Origin of the sequence: Accumulibacter sp. (assembly GCF_029255125.1) — a bacterium.
Taxonomy (GTDB): Bacteria; Pseudomonadota; Gammaproteobacteria; order Burkholderiales; family Rhodocyclaceae; genus Accumulibacter.
This window is the reverse complement of record NZ_JAPUVR010000030.1, coordinates 1-19006: the sequence shown is the minus strand read 5'-3', so window position 1 is coordinate 19006 and position 19006 is coordinate 1. Positions and strand designations below refer to the sequence as shown.

Genomic DNA, 19006 nt, shown 5'->3' with positions numbered 1-19006 from the left:
TTGCAGTGCTGAGCCCGTCTCACCCTGCCTCGGCCAGTGTCGGGGCATGCCTTTGTCCTGTTGGTCAGCCCGCGCCACCCGGGAAATCGCGGCCTGCGGGAGAGGCGTGTGTCTAAACTTCAGTCGGCAAACCAACAAGCCAGGGAATCATTGCCTTGCAGGAGCGCCGCGGACAACCGGGTGTCGTTGCCCCGGCGACCGACCGGGCCCAGACCGGCCGCGGCTCGTCTGCACGCTGGCCGGCGGGAGCTTACCGATCGTCACCGGGCGGGCGCCTGACTGCCCGGCGTTGGCCTGCGCCACGCGCCGCGCGGCACTTTGTCGTGGCCCGGCAAGGCGTCTTCGTTGCATAAAAGCCACACAATCGGAGAGCGGTGGTTGAAGCACTTCAAGTTTGTATGCTTAAATCGTCTGACTGCGCAAAAATCGCATCGCGTCCTACGCATTCGGACCTTTCAGAGACTATTCGAGGAGGAACAACTTGAAATCGAAAATCATCACCACCCTGCTGGCCGCTATCGGCCTGTTCGCCGCCGCCGGCGCCGCCCAGGCCCAGACTGCGGCTGAACGCGTCTATGTCATCGACCCGCGCGGCGATGTCGTCGTCAGCGGAACCGGCCTGTGCTGGCGTACCGGCTACTGGACCCCGGCGGCTGCTGCGAAAGACCCGGCGGGCTGCAAGTGCGACCGGGATCTGCTGCCGAAGGAAGTCTGCGATCCGGCTCCGGCGGCCAAGGCCATGGGTGCTGCGGCTCCCGCCGCCAAACCAACGGGTGACAGGATCAGCGTCGCTGCCGACGCGCTGTTCGATTTCGACAAGGCGACGCTGCGTCCGGAAGGTATGCGCAAGCTTGACGAGGTCGTCGCCAAGGCGAAAGACATCAAGCTCGACACCGTCATTGCCGTCGGCCACACCGACCGCTTCGGCTCCGATGCCTACAACCAGAAACTGTCCGAGCGGCGTGCCGCGGCGGTCAAGCAGTACCTGGTGGGCAAGGGTATTGAAGCGAACCGCGTCTACACCGAAGGCAAGGGCAAGAAGCAGCCGGTGACCAAGCCCGATCAGTGCCCGGGAGCGAAGAGCAAGAAGGTGATCCAGTGCCTGCAGCCCGATCGTCGCGTCGACATCGAGCTTATCGGCATCAAGTAATCCCGATCAGTGCAGAAAAACCCCGCGTAGGCGGGGTTTTTTTTGCCCGCCCATGAGACTTGCCGATGAGCGATGAGACCGCCGACACCGTCGATCTGACGATCGACGCGCGCTGGCTGGCGCCGATCGATCCGCCCGGGATCGTGCTCGACAACCATGCGGTGGTGGTCAACGCCGGTCGCATCGTTGCCGTCATGCCACAGGACGAAGCTGCGCATCGTTTTCACCCGCGGCGGCGCAAGCGGCTTGATCGGCACCTGCTGATTCCGGGTCTGGTCAACCTGCACACGCACGCGGCTATGACGCTGCTGCGCGGTCTGGCCGACGACCTGCCGCTGATGGAATGGCTGGCGCAGCACGTCTGGCCGGCCGAGGCGCAGCACGCCTCGGCGCAGTTCGTCCATGACGGAACGCTGCTCGCCTGTGCCGAGATGTTGCGCGGCGGCATCACGTGTTTCAACGACATGTACTTCTTTCCGCGTGCTGCTGCCGACGCTGCTCTGGCTGCCGGCATGCGCGCAGCCATCGGTCTGATCGCGGTCGATTTCCCGAGCAACTACGCTGCCGACGCCGATGACTACCTGGCCAAGGGTATGGCTGCCCGCGAGCAACTGCTCGACGAAACGCTGCTCTCGTTTTGTCTTGCCCCGCACGCGCCCTACACGCTCAGCGACCGCAGCTTCGCCGGTGTTCTGACGCTGGCCGAACAGCTCGACCTGCCCATCCACCTGCATCTACACGAGACCAACGACGAGATCGACGACAGCCTGCGGCGCTTCGGAACACGCCCGATCGAGCGCCTGCGCCGGCTTGGTGTTCTCGGTCCGGGGCTGATCGCCGTACACGCGGTTCACCTGAATGACAGCGAAATCCAGCTTCTTGCCGAGCACGGCTGTTCGATCGCGCATTGCCCGAGCTCCAATCTGAAACTGGCCAGCGGCATCGCTCCGCTCCGACGGCTGGTCGAGTGCGGCGTGAACGTCGGCCTCGGCACGGATGGCGCGGCGAGCAACAACCGGCTGGATCTGTTCCAGGAAATGCGCCTGGCCGCGCTGCTCGCCAAGCAGCACAGCGGTCGCGCCGATGCGGTCGATGCGCACCGCGTTCTGCACATGGCGACGCTTGGTGGTGCCCGCGCGCTTGGCTTGGACGCCGAGATTGGTTCGATTACTGTCGGCAAGGCGGCCGACCTGTGTGCCGTCGATCTCGCCGACATTGCTCTTGTTCCGTGCTACGACCCGGTTTCGCATCTGACCTATGCGGCCGGTCGCGAACACGTGTCCGACGTATGGGTGGCCGGGCGCCCGCGTGTAGAGGACGGGCAACTGATTGAAAACAACGAAACTGGATTGATCAGACTGGCGTTGTTATGGCAAAATAAAATCCGTCGCTGACGCGTTCATGTCACGGTCATGTCAAGTTCATGTCAACAACGAAGCATTACAGGCTATGCGGGCCGGTTCCGCGAGCTTCAACTAACGAGGGAAACCCAGATGAAGAGAACTGCAAGAAACTCCGCGATGGCCTTGATTGCCGCTGCTCTCGGCTTTGGCGCTACGCTGGCTCAGGCGCAAACCTCGGCGGATCGCGTGTACGTGATCGACCCGCGTGGCGAGGTCGTCGTCAGTGGCAATGGCCTGTGTTGGCGCACGGGTTTCTGGACACCAGCCGCTGCCGCCAAGGATCCGGCGGGTTGCAAGTGTGACCGCGATTTGCTGCCGAAGGAGGTCTGCGATCCGGCACCGGCAGCCAAGGCAATGGGCGCTGCTGCACCGGCAGCCAAGCCGTCGGGCGACAAGATCAGCCTCGCTGCCGACGCGCTGTTCGACTTCAACAAGGCAACGCTGCGTCCGGAAGGCATGCGCAAGCTCGACGAAGTCGCTGCCAAGGCGAAGGATGTCAAGCTCGAGGTGATTACTGCTGTTGGCCATACCGACCGTATCGGTTCCGATTCCTACAACCAAGCGCTGTCCGAGCGGCGCGCGGCAGCGGTCAAGAGCTACCTGGTCGGCAAGGGTATCGAGGCCAATCGCGTCTACACCGAAGGCAAGGGCAAGAAACAGCCGGTGACCAAGCCTGACCAGTGCGTGGGACCGAAGAGCAAGAAGGTGATCGACTGCCTGCAGCCCGATCGCCGCGTCGACATCGAACTGATCGGCACCAAGTAAGCGCCGATGGTCGTGGCGAAAAGCCCTGCTTTCGCAGGGCTTTTTCTTTTGCCTGCCCTGTTCGCGCTACTTCTCTCGTGCGCAAGTCGCCCACTGTTTCGACCAGCCGCCTGATCACTCCCGCCATGCTCAACGCCGACCCGACCGAACTCGAAAAATTCAGCCAACTGGCGCATCGCTGGTGGGATCCCGGCAGCGACTTCAAACCGCTGCATGACATCAATCCGCTGCGCCTGGCCTGGATTGACGGCCATTGCGGGCTCGCCGGCAAGAAGGTGGTCGATGTTGGTTGCGGCGGCGGGCTGCTCTCGGAAGCAATGGCGACGCAAGGCGCGCTGGTTACCGGCATAGACCTTGCCGATCAGGCGCTGAGCGTCGCTCGCCTGCACCTGCTCGAAAGCGGTCGCCAGGTCGACTATCGCAACATTTCGGCCGAGGATCTGGCGGCGCAGGAGGCCGGCAGTTTCGATGTCGTCACCTGCATGGAAATGCTCGAACATGTGCCCGATCCAGCGAGCACCGTTGCCGCTTGCGCTGCCCTTGCCCGGCCCGGCGGACACGTTTTTTTCTCGACGATCAACCGCAACCCGAAGGCTTATCTGCTCGCCGTGATTGGCGCCGAGTACATTCTCCGCATGCTGCCACGCGGCACCCACGACTACGCCAGGTTCATCAAGCCATCCGAACTGATGCGCTGCGCCCGACTTGCCGGCCTCGTTCCGGACGACTTGCGGGGGATGAGCTACAATCCCCTGAACGGCCGCTATTCACTCGGCGACGACAGTGACGTCAACTATCTGTTGCACACGCTGAAGGATGTTTGAAGCGGTCCTTTTCGACCTCGACGGCACTTTTGCCGACACCGCTCCCGATTTGGCGGCAGCCCTCAACCGCCTGCGTGAGGATCTTGGTTTGGCACCCGTCCCCGCCGCGCAACTGCGTTCCTACACCTCGCAGGGGGTGCGCGGCATGCTCAAGGCCGGGCTCGACCTGCATCCCGGCGATGCGTCCTACGCCGAGCTGTACCAGCGCTTCCTGCGGTACTACAGCCAGGACATCTGCGTGTCGACCACTGTCTTTGCCGGCGTGGACGAAGTCCTCAGCCGGCTGGAGGAACGGGCTGCGCCCTGGGGAATCGTTACCAACAAGGCGCAGCGCTTCACCTTGCCGCTGCTCGACTGCTTGGGCTACGCCAAGCGCGCGGCGTGCATCGTCAGCGGCGATTCAGCGCCGCGTGCCAAACCGGCCGCGCAGCCGATGCGGCTGGCGTGCTCGCTGATCGCGCGCGAACCAGCAAGCTGTCTCTACGTCGGTGACGACCCGCGCGACATCGAGGCTGGTCGGGCCGCCGGGATGGTCACCGTCGCCGTGCGCTACGGCTATCTCGGCGATGGTGTGCCGATCGAAAGCTGGGGCGCCGATCATGTGGTCGATTCAGCGGCAGAGATCACCGCCCTGGCCGAGTGCCGATGAAATCGTCGCCACGCTTTGGTTGTCGACAGCCGCCTACGCTGGCCGGAAGGCGCAGGCGCTGCGAGTGAGCGGCCACTTGGCAGAGGGCACGGTTTCCGACTCGGCCAGCCGGTTGACCGCGTCGCGGGCGCTTGTCCTCTTTGCGCATGGTGCGCGCGATCCGGAGTGGGCGCAGCCGCTGCGCCGGGTGCGTGCGGCGATACTTGCTACGTCGCCTGAGCTGCAGGTCGAACTGGCTTTTCTCGAGTTCATGCAGCCCGACCTGGCGACTTGTGTCGACCGTCTGCTGGCTGGCGGCTGTCGGCAGGTCATCGTTTTGCCGATGTTCCTGGCCCAGGGCGGACATCTGAAGCGCGACGTGCCCCTGCTCGTAGGCGAACTGCAACGGCGTTACCCGTTGGTGCGTTTCGATCTGGCCACGGCAATCGGCGAAGCGCCGGAGGTCGTCCAGGCGATGGCCAGCCATGCGCTGGCGCTGCTCGAGCGTTGCCGGTGAGCAGCGCGCAGTCGTTGCCGAGCGACGTTCGAGCAGCCGATTGGCCTGCGCTCAGCCTGCGCCCGATCGGCTACTTGGCGACTCCTTTTCGTGATCGCTTCGGCATTCCCCGCCAGCCGCGTCTAGCGCCGCACGCCTGTGGCACGTTGCGCCTGCTGCCTCCGTGCGACCGCATTGAAGCCGTGCGCGGTCTGGACGCGTTCTCGCATGTCTGGCTGACTTTCGTCTTTCACCGGACTGCTGGCAGATGGAGCCCGACCGTCCGCCCGCCGCGCCTCGGCGGTAACCGTCGGGTCGGCGTGTTCGCCAGTCGTAGCCCTTTCCGGCCCAATCCCCTCGGCTTGTCGTTGGTCGAGTTGCGCGCGCTGGATACCCGTGACGGTGTCGTGCTGACCTTTGCCGGCGTCGACCTGCTGGACGGAACGCCGATTCTCGACATCAAGCCGTACCTTCCTTTCGTCGACCGCGAGGACGAGGCGCGCACCGGTTTCGTCGCCGGGCCGCCGGTCAGGCTGCCGGTCGATTTCAGCGCGCGCGCGCTGGGCCAGTTGCCCTGCCACGCGGAGCGTTGGCCCGACTTGGTGGCGCTGCTCGACGAGGTTCTCGCCTACGATCCGCGCCCGGCGTACGCCGCCGACGCGCTGCGCATTTACGGCTTTCGGCTCTACGATCTCGAGATTCAGTGGCGGTGTACCGGTGAGCGCGCGATCGTCGAACAGATTCTGCCGGCACCTGCCGATTGATCGCGCACGCCGGGCGTGTGCGCCGTTCGTGTCGGCCAGGAACATCCGGCTGCGTTATCCTAGGCATGTCCCGCTGCGTCGACGGTGGCGTTGTCGCTGCCGACCGCTTTTCTCGCGCCCGATCATCGCCGCGCGGCTGCTTGCGGCGGGGATCGTCGGAACCGGAGAACCCGCATGCAAAAGCCACTTGCCACCGTCGCCGTGCTGGCGCTGATCGCCGGCGCTTGTTTCCCCGCGCTCTCGTTCGCGCAGAATCGGCCACCTGCCGTTCCGCTGTATGGACCACCGGCCGGGGCGATGGTCGTCGGTGGCGCTGTCCGGCATGGCGGTGCTTATCACCATGGCCCGCGCGTTGGTGTTTACTTCGGCACCCCCTTCGTCTGGGGCTGGCCCTGGGGCTGGCCGGGGTACTATCCGCCAGCCCTTGCCTACCCGCAGGTCATCACGCCGCCGGATGTCGTCTACGTCGAAAAGAGCGATGATGAGCAGCCTGCGCCGCCTGGCGCCGAGGAAGTGCTCGAACCCGGCTACTGGTACTACTGTCGCGAGCGCGCCGCCTATTATCCGGCTGCCAAGCAGTGCCCGAGTGGCTGGGAGAAGGTTCCGCCGATCAGGAAGTAGGCTGTTCGGGCGCGCCTGCGCCCGTTGGCATCACCCGGCGAGTGCCGCGAGCAGCTTCTCGTGGATGCTGCCGAAGCCTCCGTTGCTCATCACGACGACATGATCTCCCGGCTGCGCCGCCGCGGCGATTCGCTGGACCAGACGCTCGAGGTCGTCGTCGACTACCGCCTTGTTGCCGATCGGCGCCAGCGCTTCGGCGGCGTCCCAGCCTAGCGCGTGCGCGTAGCAGAAGACAAGGTCGCTTTCGGCCAGACTCTGCGCGAGTCGCGCCTTCATCACGCCGAGCTTCATCGTGTTCGAACGCGGTTCCAGCACGGCCAGAATGCGCGCCGGACCGAGCTTGCTGCGCAGGCCGGCAAGGGTGGCGGCAAAGGCGGTTGGATGATGCGCGAAATCGTCATGAACGCTCACCCCGCGCGCGGTGCCGCGTAGTTCCAGGCGGCGCTTGACGTTCTCGAAGCGGGTGAGCGCCGCCAGACCTCGCGCAATGGGAACCCCGGCGTGACGGGCGGCGAGCAGCGCGGCGAGCGCGTTGCTGCGATTGTGTTCGCCGGCCAGTGGCCAAGTCGTTTGACCGACGAGCTCGTCGCCCTGCAGAACGCGCAGCGAGGCGTCGGCCTCGCTGCCTTCGACGCGCCAGCCGCTTGGGTCGTTGAAGCGCTCGGCCGGTGTCCAGCAACCGCGCGCAAACACCCGCGCGAGGCTTTCAGCGCCGGCATTGGCAACGATCAGGCCGTTGCGTGGCAAGGTGCGTACGAGATGATGGAACTGCGTTTCGATTGCTTCCAGGTTGGCGAAGATGTCGGCATGGTCGAACTCGAGATTGTTCAGGACGACGGTCTTTGGCCGGTAGTGGACGAATTTCGAGCGCTTGTCGCTGAACGCAGTGTCGTACTCGTCCGCCTCGATGACGAAGAACGGCGAACCGGCACCCGGCATGCGCGCCGACGCGCCGAAGTTCATCGGCACACCGCCGATCAGGAAGCCCGGATTCAGCCCGGCGTGCTCGAGTATCCACGCCAGCATCGCTGAGGTCGTCGTCTTCCCGTGGGTGCCTGCCACGGCTAGCACCCAACGCCCGCGCAGAATGTGCTCAGCCAGCCATTGCGGGCCCGAGGTGAATGGCAGGGCGCGGTCGAGGATAGTCTCGAGCAGCGGGTTGCCGCGCGAAATGGCGTTGCCGACGAGGTAGCAATCGGGTTCGAATGAGGTCTGCGCCGCATCGTAACCTTCGACGACCTCGATCTCTGCCGCCGCAAGTTGTTGATTCATCGGCGGATAGAGGTCGCTATCGCAGCCGGTCACGCGATGCCCGGCGGCGCGCGCCAATTGTGCGACGCCGCCCATGAAGGTGCCGCCGATGCCGAGAATGTGAATGTGCATATGCCGAATCCAGGTAGAATGGGGCTGTGGGACGCGCGATTGTACTCCGGTCGGCGTGTCCTTTTGTCTTTCCCGCTGGTAATGGCACTCCCCCGCTTCTCCCTCGACGCCGCCATGCACCGCCCAACCGAGCGCCGCCGCAGTGGCGCCCCGCGCCGCATCGCCGCCCTGGCCGCGCGCCTGATGGCCGAGGATGGCCTGAGCGACTGCGCACTCGCCAAACGCAAGGCCGCTCGCCAGCTTGGCCTGCCCGAGAACACAGGCTTGCCCGACGACAGCGAGGTCGAGGACGAATTGCGCGCGTATCAGCGCCTCTTTCAGGACGACGAGCAGCGCGCGAGAACGCTCGAACTGCTGCGCACGGCAGTGCGTCTGATGCGCCTCGTCGAGCGCTTCAACCCCTATCTGACCGGGCCCGTCCTGAGCGGCCTGGCTGGTCGTCATGCGGAAATCGATCTCCAGCTCTTCGTCGACAGTGCCAAGGACGTCGAGGTCTTTCTGCTCAACGAGCGAGTGGCGTTTCGCCACAGCCGGCCGCGCAGCGAGCGCGCCGAGGCGGTTCTGACCATGCTGAGCGGCGACGTTACGGTCAATCTGGTGGTCTATCCGCAGATCGAAGAGCGCAGCAGCTTCAAGACACGCGATGGCCGGGTGCGCGAGCGCGCGCGCCTCGACACGGTGTTGCGCTTGCTAGCCGAGCACACGGCCATCGTCGACTAGGCAGCAGTTGTGAAGATCTCGTCGCGCGCAGTATGCTTATCGGTTTAGAGCTGCGCGCTGGGGCAGGGCGCTTGCGGGTAGCCCACCGCCGTGGCGAGAATAAGGAGGAGCAATGAGCAGACAGATCGTTGTTTGCATGGATGGCACCTGGAACGATCCCGTCGAGCAGACCAACGTCTATCGGCTGTTTCAGATGCTGCCGGGCGACGAGCGGCAGGTCGAAGAACGCGGACCTATCCGTTCGCACCTGGTCAAGCACGACGCGCAGGTGACTGCCTTCTACCTGGAAAGCATAGGCAGCGGCGGACGCTCGCAGGGGCTGCTCGGCGGTACGCAGGGAATCGGTCTGCACGACTGCATGATCGACGCCTACGTCCTGGTTTCGCAGGTCTATCAGCGCGGCGACAAGATCTGGTTGTTCGGTTTCTCGCGTGGCGCCTGGGCAGCGCGCAGCCTGGGGGCGTTCATTGCCCGTTCCGGGCTGATCCCCGGCGTCGATGCACAGGACGACAGTGCGGCCGATCTGGCCGAGAAAGTCTGGCTGGACTACAAGGACGGGCGCGGCATGAAGCGTGGCGGGCGCTTCTGGCGGCACCACGACGAAACGCCGATCCGCATGATCGGTGTCTGGGAGACAGTCGGCGAATACGGCGTGCCGCTGTTCAACGGCATGCGCCTGGCCGATCGGGACGAACTCGACTATTTACGCTTTGCCGACCGCGAACTCAGTCCGCGCATCGAGTTTGCCCGGCAGGCTTTGGCCATCGACGAAGAGCGTCTGGACTTCATCCCGACACCGTGGGTCGAACGTGAGGGGATCAGACAGGTGTGGTTTGCCGGGGCGCACGCCGATGTTGGTGGTGGCTACGCCAACTGCGGCCTGTCGGACATTGCGCTCGAATGGATGATGGAAGAAGTCAACGCGCTCGACGCCGGTCTGCAGCTCTTGCCTGGCCGGCTCAGCCAGGCGCTGGCGCCGGATTGTCTGGCGGATCGGCACGACGAAACGCGCGCGGCGGTCTGGCGTATGCGGCCGAGCAAGGAACGCAGGATTCCCGAGGATGCCGAACTGCACCCCAGCGTTCTGCAGCGGTTGAGCGAGCGGGCCGATTATCGGCCGAAGGCGCTAGCGCATTTTCCGGCCTGCGCCTCGTTCTATGTCGAGGACGAGCTGCGGCTGGAGGAAGTCGTGGACGCGGAACGGGAAGCGCTGCCATTCCGTAAGCTGCCGATCGACGGCTCGACGCGGTTCCCGGTCTATGCCGACAAATGGTGGAATGCGTCCGGGGTCGAAGTCGAGGTGGGCGAGAAGTACCGCATCGAGGCGAGCGGTGAGTGGATAGACAAGGGAACACCCGCCGGCGCTGACGGCTACGAGTCGAAAGCGTGGTTGCTGCAACTGGCGGAAGGAAGCCGTCGGGTCGAGGAGCGGCCGTGGTTTTCTTTGGTCGCAGCGATTCATCCGCGGCCGGATCTGGAAGCCAACAACCCGGATTCCGACAACATGTTCGCCGGGTTGATTGAAAGCGCGATCAGCGGCGTGGCGCGCATCGATGACGAAAGCAGCCTCATCCCGACGCCCAACGGTAGCGAAATCGAAATCCTCGAGCCAGGTTTCCTCTACTTCTTCGCCAATGATTCGGCGTTTTCCTACGGCAACAACAACGGCTTTCTCAAGGTTGAAGTCACGCGGCTGCCGTGGTCGGCTGATGTCGATCAGAAACCGCTGCCGACGCTGCAGTCGGTTCCGGGCAGCCTCGAAGTGAAGCTCTACTACGCCCCCGGTACGTGTTCGCTGGCACCGCACATCGCCCTGCGCGAGGTCGGTCTTGATTTCGACCTGGTGCGCGTCGACCTCCACCGACGTACGCTGGCCGACGGCAGGGATTTCGTGGCAATCAATCCAAAGGGCTATGTCCCCGCCCTCGAACTTGAAGACGGCGTGTTGCTCACCGAGGTCTCAGCGATCGTTCAGTACATCGCCGATCGCATCCCGGAGAGCGGTCTGGCGCCGCGTCCCTACACGCTGGAACGCTACCGCTTGCAGGAGTGGCTGGGTTTCGTCAGCAGCGAACTGCACAAGGCTTTCGTTCCGCTGTTCAGGGCGGAAACCCCGGCGGACTACAAGCGGCTGGTGCGGGAGCAGATCGTCGCTCGGCTGAGCTATGTTGCCGCGCATCTCGCCGACCAGCCGTACTTGCTCGGCGAGCAGTTTTCGGTCGCTGATGGCTACCTGTTTACTGTCCTGAACTGGAGCAGTGCGGTGGACATCGAACTTGAGCGCTGGCCGGTGCTACTTGCCTTTCACGATCGTGTCGCCCGTCGTCAGAGTGTCCGTGAGGCTTTGGCGGCGGAAGACTGACGGCGGCCGGCCGCCAGCAGCGCGATTGCTGCGCGATCCACGCGCTCGTCGGGAGCGCGCCGTCGTGCCCCGTGTCAGAAACCGGCGCGCAGCAAACGGCGTCAGGTGCAGCCGCTCCTTCCTGATCGGCACTCCACGAGGGCAAGCGGTGACGAATCATCCCCTATAATTGCTGTGCGTCCGGTCTGACCGGACCATCGAGCCGACCGTCATTGCTTCTCCCATCCACCGCCGGAACAGGCAATGACCGTCTTTTCCAGCCGATTCGCGCCCATCCATGTGAGCAGGACAGCGTTTGGGCGCCGATGGGCAGGTCGCTTGCGCGACCCGTACAGGACGAAATGCCAATGAGCGAGTTGCAATCCCGATTCGAAGCCGCCGTCGCTGCCTCCAGATCCTTGCCTGAACGGCCCGACAACAATACCCTGCTCAAGCTCTATGCGCTGTACAAGCAGGCGACCGACGGCGATGTCGCCGGCCGCCGGCCAGGTTTCACCGACATGGTGGGACGAGCCAAGTACGACGCCTGGGCAAGTCTGCAGGGTATCGCGGCAGCGGATGCGATGCAGCAGTACGTCTCGTTGATCGACCATCTGGCTGGCCGGACCACCGGGTAAGCGCCTGCCGGCGTCGGAAGGCGCCTCGCCTGGAAAGGTGACTGCCATGTGGCGAATCTTGCGTGCGATCTGTTGCGTGCTTGCCGTCTGGCTGCCGGCTTCGCCGGTCGTCGCCGCGGACCGGGACGCCGATCATGAGGCACTGCGGGCGATCCTGCGCGTCGGCGCCGAGGCGCTCAATACGGGCGAGTTCGACGAACTGAGTCGCCTGCTCCACCAGGATTTCGCTGTGGTGACGGTGGATCACCGGAAGTTCACGACGATCGAAGAATTTCGCGCCTATTGGCGTGGCTTGCTCAAGGGCGATCGTCGATCGCTCGATCGCATCGTCGCGCGGCCAGTCGCCGACGAACTGACGCACTTCCTGCGCGATGACGTCGGTCTGGTGCAGGGCGTGTCGAACGACACCTACCATTTTCGTGACGGCGATGTGCGTGAGATGACGACGCTGTGGACGGCCGTCGTCGCCCGCGAGGACGGGATCTGGAAGCTGGTCAGGCTGCACCTGTCGGCCAACGTGCTCGACAATCCGGTGATCGAGGCGCTCAAGACGGGTTTGCTGCGCGCGCTGGTGGGCGCCTCGATCGGCTGTCTGCTGCTCGGTCTGGTGATCGGTTTCTTCGTCGGCCGCCGCCGACGCCGAGGGATTGGCTAGACGACCAACCGGCGGACAGCCATTGGTCCGCTGGCGCGTACCTGACACGCCAGGCGCGCATCTGGCCGATCCGGCGCGTAAAGCGCCAGCGCCTCGCGCTCCTCAGCCGAAACAGCCAAATCGGAGGAGCGATCGTGCGCGACGACTTCGATCAGGCAGGTACCGCAAAGCCCGGCCCGGCAGCCGAAAAGCAGTGGGGAGTTGGTGGCAGTCAGGTGCAGCGAAAGGAAGTCGTCAGCGGGAACCTCGACATCCGGAAACGAGGTGCCGGGGAAGGAGATCGTGTGGCGCTTCATGCCGACGAGCCGGCCAGATCAGCCGGGGCAAGCTGCGGCTGATCCTTCAGCGCCGATGCGCGGTGCTGGAAGCGGGCAAAGGCGCGGCGATTCGTCTGCAGGTAGCGGTCGACGCCATTGCCGGCCATGTGCCGCATTTCCCGGTTCGCCGCCGACAGCCAGGTGACTGGCTCGACGAAGCGGCGATACGATTCCACCGCTTCGGCATGCGTTCGCGCGGCCGCCTGCACACCGTCGGAGTCCTCGCAGTAGCAGCGTTCGAGCATGCGCAAGGCGCCGGCATGATCGAGGGCGAACGAGGGCGAGCGCAGGAGCAGGTAGGTCGCCGCGAAGAGCGCCGGGTCGAACCAGAAAATTCCGTTGACCGCAACCGAGAAATGGTAGTGGTCGAGCTGGCAGCCAGCCACGCCACGATTCACCACCCAGCGCTCGAAGGCGCTGGGCGCTGGAAGTACGCGCGGCACTTCGAGACCGACGATGCGCGAGGTGTTGAAGTGGAAGCTTTCGTCCGAGAAGTGATGCCAACTGATTGCGGCGGGGATGGGCGCGCGTTCGCGCTCGGCGTGGTTTGCGAAGAACTGGCTCAGCTTGTGCTGGACGATCTTGCCGTTGAGCGTGCGCAGGCCGCGGATCAGCAGGTACTGGCTGCCCAGGAAGGGGCTGCCGGCCATCGCGGTGAAGGCGCGCAACTGGACGCTCTTCCACCAGGTTTGGAAGCGGTTTGAATCGGCAAAGATCATCGTTTCGGTGAAGGGATGACGCATCGGATAGGTGAAGATGCGGCGGCCGAACAGGCGATGCTCGAAGTCTTCGCCGATCGTCTTGAAGGCGTGGATATGGACGCGCTCCTGGCGCGTCTCGAGATCCAGGTTGTCGCAGACCGGGCGAAAATCCTCGATCGCATAAAGCCCGACGGCCGCGACATGGTTGAGGAAGATCGTCGCGATTTCGGCCGAGACGATCTGGCTGTAGTACGCGACCCAGTACAACTGGTTGAGCAGCACGCGTTGGGCGGGCGACGCTTCATTCCACAGCGCCGTTCCCCAGAGGAGAGAAAAAGTCTCCAGGTTCCACAGGCTCGACCGGCAATCGCTCAGGCAATACGCGGCGACGGCCGCCTCGATCGCTTCGCTGGCGTCCTGCGCTGTATTGCGTTTGAGGTTGAGCTCGACCTGCCTGACAATCCGCGCGTCGTCGAGCAGGGAGTGTGGCGTCGCCTGGGCAAGGCCTCGATGCATCTCAGCTTCTCCATGTGAGGCGGCAAGGCGCAAGCAACTGTTCGAGGGCGTTCTGCCGGCAGTCAATGCCGTAATGCTGCGGGTAGTCGTCGGCCGCGAAGTAGGTTCCGAAAAGGCGGTCCCAGAGCGATAGATTAGCCCCGAAGTTGCACCGCGGCGCGCCTTCCTGATGGTGCCAGTGGTGCGCTTGCGGCGTGATCAGCACCCGGGCGAGCAGGCGATTGGCGGTCGCGAGCGTGGCCGGCCAGCGAATCGAACTATGGCGCCAGAGATCGAGGCTGGCGGTGAGCATGGCGCCGGCGAAGAACGCTGCCTTGTCGTGGCAGACGAGCGCGAGCAGCGCGCTGGGGACGAGATAGACGAAGAGCGGGTGGGCGAGCAGCGAATTGCGTGCGCAAGCCCACGCGGCCAGTCGCCGGGCGCCGTGGTGTGCCCGGTGCACTGGCCAGCCTTGGCCATGGAACCAGCGATGCTGCCAGTAGTAGACCAGGTCGAGCAGGCAGAAGCTGGTCAGGAAAGCGGCGGCCGAGCCTGGCAGCATGCCGTCGATCGGCTGCAGCCATCGGCCGAGGGAATCGCCGATCGCCAGTGAAGCGAGCGGGATCACAGTGCCCTGGATGAGCAGGCCGCTGCCGTTCAGGATCCAGTCGTCGCGCGACCAGGCGCAGCCCGGCCGCGGCCGCCAGGCTTCCAGCAGCGTCAGCACGGCGAACGTCAGAGCGGGCGCCGCCGCCCAGAACAGAAAGTGGGTATCAGTCATCGAGCAACGGGCTCGTCCATCGGGGTTGTGCCATTCCGGCAGGCAGGTGTGCATACTACAATGCGCCGCAGATGAACGCATTCAGGAAATACTGGTATGTCGTCGCGCAGTCGGACGACTTGCGCGACGCTCCGCTGGCGGCCGTCGTTCTCGGCGAGTCGATCGTCGTCTGGCGCCAGCACGACGGCCAGCCGGTGGCCATGGCGGATCGCTGCCTGCACCGGCTGGCGCGCCTGTCGAGCGGCCGGATCAGCGGCGGTGTTCTGCAGTGCGGCTATCACGGCTGGTGCTATGACGGCAGCGGGCGGGTCTGCCGCGTTCCTTCGGCAGGCAGCGACGAAGGGCGCCGCCGGCCGCGGCGCTCGCTGCCCTTTGCCTCGTGCGAGTGCGACGGCTACGTTTATGTGCGGCTCGATCCGGAAAGCGGCGCGCTCGACGACGCTGCCCCGCTACCGATGCCGCACTGGAACGAGCCCGGCTGGGGACACGTCCGGCTGGTAAACCGCTTTGCCGGCAACGTCGCCGACTGCATCGAGAATTTCATCGACGTTCCGCATACGGCTTTCGTGCACCGTGGCGTCTTCCGTGACAGCCGGGGCGAGAGAATCCAGGCGACCGTCGTGCGCAGCGCCGGACGTGTGCATGTGCGCTATCGTGGCGAACAAAGCAATCTTGGGCCATGGACATGGTTTCTCAACCCGCGGCGGACACCCGTCGAGCACGAGGACAACTACATTCGGCCGAACATCACTTGCGTGCGCTACCGGTTGAGCAACGGCTATGGCTTCGTCATCACCTCGCAGGCGGTGCCGATCGACGAACGTAATACGCTGGTCTACACCGATCTGGCCTATCGCTTTGGCCGCTTCACGCGTTTTGCCGCGCCCTTCGTACGCCGCGCCGGCCAGAAAGTGATCGATCAGGATCTGGCCATCCTCGCCGAACAGGGGGAAGTCATCGCCGCGCACGGGCGGCGTTTCAGCGTCTCGCCGCCCGATCTGATCCACCTTTGCGTAGAGGACATCCGGCGTGCGATTGCGCGTGGCGACGACCCGCAGTGTCTGCCCGACAAGACTTTCGACATCGAGTTCTTCGTGTGACGCTGCGCAGCCGCCTGTTCGCCTGCTTCCCCACGCTCTTCGTTGCCGGCGCTATCGCGCTCGCCGTCTGGCTGATGCTTGCGCCGGGCTGGGCGCGTGGCGCGGCGCTGCTTGCTCACCTGTACGTCGTGCCGGTGGCCTGCTACCGTCTGCACCAGGCGCTCTGGCCCATTGCCGAAGGCTGCGCACGCCTCGATCGGCCGGACGTGTACGTTCCCTGGTGGGGTGGTCACATGTTCCAGTTGCCTTACGCTGCCTTTCCGCAACTGGAGTCGGCGCTACGCCTGATTCCTGGGCTCTACGGTGTCTGGTTGCGAGCATGGGGCGCGCGGGTCGGCAAGGGCGTCCATTGGACGCCGCAGGTCGACATCAGCGACCGGGGCTTCGTCGACATCGGCGATCACGCGGTGATCGGGCACCGCGTCGGCCTCTACGCCCATGTCGTCGCGCGGCGTCCGAGCGGCGAACTGCGCGTTCTGCTGCGGCGTGTGCGCATCGGGCCAGGCGCGCTGGTCGGTGCCTACTCGCGCTGCGGTCCGGGCGCCGAGGTGGCGCCGGGCGAGCAGTTGCCGGTGTGCAGCGAACGCTGGGCGGGCGGAGCGCGCCCGCGCGAGGACGCGTGAGCTGGCTGTTGCCGGGCGCCTTGCGCCTGTTGCGCGGGCTCGCCGGCCCGGCCTGGCGGTCGTTCCAGGAGAGTCTGGACGACCCGGCCGCGGCGCAGGAGCGGACCTTGCGTCGCCTCCTCGCGCGCTCGGCGCGTAGCCGCTTCGGGCAGGCGCAAGGGTTGGCCGGGGCGGCGCCGGATACCGCCTTCGAGCGCCTCCAGCCGACCGACTACGCCAGTCTGCGCGCCTTGATCGAAAGTGACATCGCCACTGGCAGCCATCATTTCTCGCCCGAGCGACCGCGCCTGTACGAGCGGACCTCGGGCAGCGGCGGGCCGGCGAAATACATTCCCTACGACACGGCGATGCGCGCGGCTTGCGACCGAATGTTCCGCATCTGGGCCTACGATCTCCTGCAATCCGGGCTGCGTCTGCACAGCGGGCGCGCCTTCATGAGCGTCTCGCCGCCATTGCTCGGGCAGTGTCGCGCCGGCGGCGGCGTGTCACTTGGTACGGCGCTCGATACCGACTATCTGGCAACGCACGTCGGCCTTCTGCTGCGCCCGTTTCTCGCCGTGCCGGGCCGGGTGCTCGGCTTGTCGGGAGCCGACGATTTTAAGGATGTCGTCGTCGCCTACCTTTTGGCGGCGAGCGATCTTGAAGTCGTATCGGTGTGGAATCCGACCTACTGGTTCGTCCTGCTCGAGCACGCCAGCCGGTATCTGCCGCGCCTGACTGACGAGTTGCGGGCGGGCGAGATCCGGCGGGCTGGCCTTCGTTTTCGCTTCCGGCGGCTCACCGCACAGCGCATCGGAGACGTGGCGCGTGCCGCGGAACAGGGTTGGCATACCGTCTGGCCGCACCTGGCGCTGATCTCCTGCTGGACCGACGCCGAAGCGGCTGGCCCCGCGGCCAGGCTGGGTCGACTGTTTCCGCGTGTCTGGCTGCAGGGCAAGGGCCTGCTGGCGACCGAGGCAGCCATCACCGTGCCGATCGTCGGTGCGCCTGCACCGGTGCCGCTGGTCGACGACGTCTACCTCGAATTGCTGCAGCCCGACGGACGCCTGTTGCCATTGGCGCAGTGGCGCCTCGGCGATCAAGGCGAACTGGTGCTGACGCAGGCCGGCGGCTTCCTGCGCTACCGCATGCACGACCAGGTTGCCGTGGCCGGATTTTTTCGCGCGACGCCGTGCCTGCGCTTCCAGGGGCGAAGCGGTGGCGTCGTCGATCTGGTTGGCGAAAAGCTCTCCGAAGAGCTGGTACGCAGCGCCCTCCAGAGCCTGCAAACGGACCATCGGCTGCTCGCGCTCTGCCCGGTGGCGAGCGCTGACCCGCCCTTCTACGCGCTCTTCTGCGATGCGCCGACGCCGCACCTGGCGGACGCCGTCGATGCGTTTCTGCACTGTTCGCCGCATTATCGGGTTGCGCGCGAGCTGCACCAACTGGCACCGATCCGACTCGTCGCCCGGCCAGGTATGCTCGAAGACTGGCAGCAAGCGATGGCTGGCGCCGGAACTACCGAGGGCAACATCAAGGGCATGTCGCTCGTGGTCGATCGCGCACTAGCTGAGCGGCTGTGGGCAGCGCTCGTTCAGCGCGGCGAGTAGAACTGCAGACGGGAAGCGGTGGACAAGCGCCGGCAGCGTTTGCTGGGACAAGGCTGGAACGTATCTTCCTGCCCGACATTCCGGGGCCACCTCTCATTAGGGGTGTATCCGCTCTTTTCAATCGGTGTTGACCAGGGAGCACGTCCTCCGGCCTATTTGCCACAGGCTTCACTCGATTCTCGATGTCATCTTTGACGAGGACGCCAGCGCCCTGCGCAAGGATAACGACCTCCAGAATCTCTCGCTCCTGAAGATAGTCGTCCTCAAGCACTTCGCCGCGATGCGGCCGACGAGAGCAAGACCAGCTTGCGCCTGTAGCGCAAACGCGCCGTTTGGTGCGAGCGCGTTCGGCTCGGGTTTCTTGGCCTCACGGCGCTATGACATGCGACTGCGGAGGCACTGGATGGATTGGAGCCAGAATCAGACACGGCGAAGTGCCGGATCCTTTGTCTCTGGCGTCGAGCTGGATTGCCTGAACTTGGCTACATGGTGGCTAAACGAAGGCCACAAGGAGAACACGAAACTCTTTCGTCAGGCCAATCCATTATTCTCTTGGTGGTGATGGGTGGAATTGAACCACCGACCTATGGGTTATGAATCCATCGCTCTGACCGACTGAGCTACATCACCTATGCCGAATCGATTATAGGGCGATCGGTTTGCCCCGGTCAAGCGTGCGTTCCCAGCGGGTGCAATCGAAAGTGCGACCCGGGATGCAATCGGAAGAGCAGCGGTGGATCAGGCCGCCTGTTGGCTCTGGACTGCCAATAGCTGCCCCACGCTGGGTTGGCACGGCAGACACCCAGCGCCAGTCGAACTTTGTTTGCACCCAGGCCAACGCCAACCACCCCGGCGCGGGTCGCACCTTCGCTTGTACCCCTTCTTCACGGGTGCAATTGGAAGTGCGACTGTGGGTTAGGCCGCCTGCTGACCTCTGGACTGCCAATAGCTGTCCCACTCCTGGTTGGCACGGCAGACACGCAGGGCCAGCATGTGCTCGGCGTTTTTCAGT

Annotated in this window: 19 protein-coding genes and 1 tRNA gene; 15 read left to right on the top strand and 5 right to left on the bottom strand. The window is 64.9% G+C overall.

From position 1 onward, the window contains the following. Positions 1–481: 481 nt before the first annotated feature. From Q1L59_RS01340 to Q1L59_RS01305, 8 genes are all read left to right on the top strand, one after another. Entirely contained in the window at positions 482–1150 is a 669-nt protein-coding gene (locus Q1L59_RS01340; RefSeq protein WP_300327491.1) for an OmpA family protein, read from the top strand. A 65-nt stretch (positions 1151–1215) separates the two neighbouring features. Continuing rightward, complete coding sequence (locus tag Q1L59_RS01335; RefSeq protein WP_300327490.1) at positions 1216–2544, top strand: TRZ/ATZ family hydrolase; 1329 nt, start codon at positions 1216–1218, stop codon at positions 2542–2544. A gap of 99 nt (positions 2545–2643) precedes the next feature. Then, a complete protein-coding gene (locus tag Q1L59_RS01330) occupies positions 2644–3318 on the top strand; it encodes an OmpA family protein (protein ID WP_300327489.1) in 675 nt (224 codons plus the stop codon). Between the two features lie 125 nt (positions 3319–3443). After that, the gene (gene ubiG / locus Q1L59_RS01325; RefSeq protein ID WP_300327494.1) at positions 3444–4142 is read left to right on the top strand and encodes a bifunctional 2-polyprenyl-6-hydroxyphenol methylase/3-demethylubiquinol 3-O-methyltransferase UbiG; all 699 of its coding nucleotides are present in this window, start codon (positions 3444–3446) and stop codon (positions 4140–4142) included. Next, on the top strand, positions 4135–4791 hold the full coding sequence (locus tag Q1L59_RS01320; RefSeq protein WP_300327488.1) for an HAD-IA family hydrolase: 657 nt from the start codon (positions 4135–4137) through the stop codon (positions 4789–4791). The genes ubiG and Q1L59_RS01320 overlap by 8 nt, the downstream gene beginning before the upstream one ends. Next, positions 4742–5287 (top strand): CbiX/SirB N-terminal domain-containing protein, encoded by a 546-nt coding sequence (locus Q1L59_RS01315; protein WP_366145606.1) that lies wholly within the window; start codon positions 4742–4744, stop codon positions 5285–5287. Before Q1L59_RS01320 ends, Q1L59_RS01315 begins: the two co-directional genes overlap by 50 nt. Then, a complete protein-coding gene (tsaA, locus tag Q1L59_RS01310; RefSeq protein WP_300327487.1) occupies positions 5284–6030 on the top strand; it encodes a tRNA (N6-threonylcarbamoyladenosine(37)-N6)-methyltransferase TrmO in 747 nt (248 codons plus the stop codon). The genes Q1L59_RS01315 and tsaA overlap by 4 nt, the downstream gene beginning before the upstream one ends. Positions 6031–6204: 174 nt before the next feature. Continuing rightward, complete coding sequence (locus Q1L59_RS01305; protein WP_300327486.1) at positions 6205–6651, top strand: hypothetical protein; 447 nt, start codon at positions 6205–6207, stop codon at positions 6649–6651. Positions 6652–6681: 30 nt separating this feature from the next. Here Q1L59_RS01305 and mpl read toward each other — a convergent pair whose 3' ends face one another. Continuing rightward, the gene (gene mpl / locus Q1L59_RS01300) at positions 6682–8034 is read right to left on the bottom strand and encodes a UDP-N-acetylmuramate:L-alanyl-gamma-D-glutamyl-meso-diaminopimelate ligase (RefSeq protein ID WP_300327485.1); all 1353 of its coding nucleotides are present in this window, start codon (positions 8032–8034) and stop codon (positions 6682–6684) included. Between the two features lie 114 nt (positions 8035–8148). On the opposite strand from mpl, the gene Q1L59_RS01295 reads away from it, so the two are divergent. From Q1L59_RS01295 to Q1L59_RS01275, 4 genes are all read left to right on the top strand, one after another. Next, positions 8149–8754, top strand: a complete 606-nt coding sequence (locus Q1L59_RS01295; protein WP_300327484.1) for a hypothetical protein — start codon at positions 8149–8151, stop codon at positions 8752–8754. 112 nt (positions 8755–8866) lie between these two features. Continuing rightward, complete coding sequence (gene gstA, locus Q1L59_RS16690; protein WP_366145605.1) at positions 8867–11116, top strand: glutathione transferase GstA; 2250 nt, start codon at positions 8867–8869, stop codon at positions 11114–11116. A 347-nt stretch (positions 11117–11463) separates the two neighbouring features. Then, complete coding sequence (locus Q1L59_RS01280) at positions 11464–11733, top strand: acyl-CoA-binding protein (RefSeq protein ID WP_300327483.1); 270 nt, start codon at positions 11464–11466, stop codon at positions 11731–11733. Between the two features lie 46 nt (positions 11734–11779). Beyond that, positions 11780–12388 (top strand): nuclear transport factor 2 family protein, encoded by a 609-nt coding sequence (locus Q1L59_RS01275; protein WP_300327482.1) that lies wholly within the window; start codon positions 11780–11782, stop codon positions 12386–12388. Here the strand turns inward: Q1L59_RS01275 and Q1L59_RS01270 are convergent. The 3 genes from Q1L59_RS01270 to Q1L59_RS01260 are packed head-to-tail and all read right to left on the bottom strand — an operon-like array spanning position 12385 to position 14682. After that, positions 12385–12684 carry a 2Fe-2S iron-sulfur cluster binding domain-containing protein gene (locus tag Q1L59_RS01270; RefSeq protein ID WP_300327481.1) on the bottom strand — a complete coding sequence of 100 codons (300 nt, stop codon included), beginning with the start codon at positions 12682–12684 and terminating at the stop codon, positions 12385–12387. The genes Q1L59_RS01275 and Q1L59_RS01270 overlap by 4 nt on opposite strands. Then, positions 12681–13922 (bottom strand): P-aminobenzoate N-oxygenase AurF, encoded by a 1242-nt coding sequence (locus Q1L59_RS01265; protein ID WP_300327480.1) that lies wholly within the window; start codon positions 13920–13922, stop codon positions 12681–12683. The genes Q1L59_RS01270 and Q1L59_RS01265 overlap by 4 nt, the downstream gene beginning before the upstream one ends. Before the next feature lies 1 nt (position 13923). After that, positions 13924–14682, bottom strand: a complete 759-nt coding sequence (locus tag Q1L59_RS01260; protein WP_300327479.1) for a sterol desaturase family protein — start codon at positions 14680–14682, stop codon at positions 13924–13926. 71 nt (positions 14683–14753) lie between these two features. On the opposite strand from Q1L59_RS01260, the gene Q1L59_RS01255 reads away from it, so the two are divergent. The 3 genes from Q1L59_RS01255 to Q1L59_RS01245 are packed head-to-tail and all read left to right on the top strand — an operon-like array spanning position 14754 to position 17994. Continuing rightward, positions 14754–15782, top strand: coding sequence for an aromatic ring-hydroxylating dioxygenase subunit alpha (locus tag Q1L59_RS01255; protein ID WP_300327478.1), 1029 nt, complete (start codon positions 14754–14756; stop codon positions 15780–15782). Continuing rightward, complete coding sequence (locus Q1L59_RS01250; RefSeq protein ID WP_300327477.1) at positions 15779–16405, top strand: acyl transferase; 627 nt, start codon at positions 15779–15781, stop codon at positions 16403–16405. Before Q1L59_RS01255 ends, Q1L59_RS01250 begins: the two co-directional genes overlap by 4 nt. Continuing rightward, positions 16402–17994: a GH3 auxin-responsive promoter family protein gene (locus Q1L59_RS01245; protein WP_300327476.1), complete on the top strand. Its 1593-nt coding sequence runs from the start codon at positions 16402–16404 to the stop codon at positions 17992–17994. Before Q1L59_RS01250 ends, Q1L59_RS01245 begins: the two co-directional genes overlap by 4 nt. A gap of 553 nt (positions 17995–18547) precedes the next feature. On the opposite strand, the gene Q1L59_RS01240 is transcribed toward Q1L59_RS01245, so the two are convergent. Beyond that, positions 18548–18624, bottom strand: a tRNA-Met gene (locus tag Q1L59_RS01240). Positions 18625–19006 lie beyond the last annotated feature (382 nt).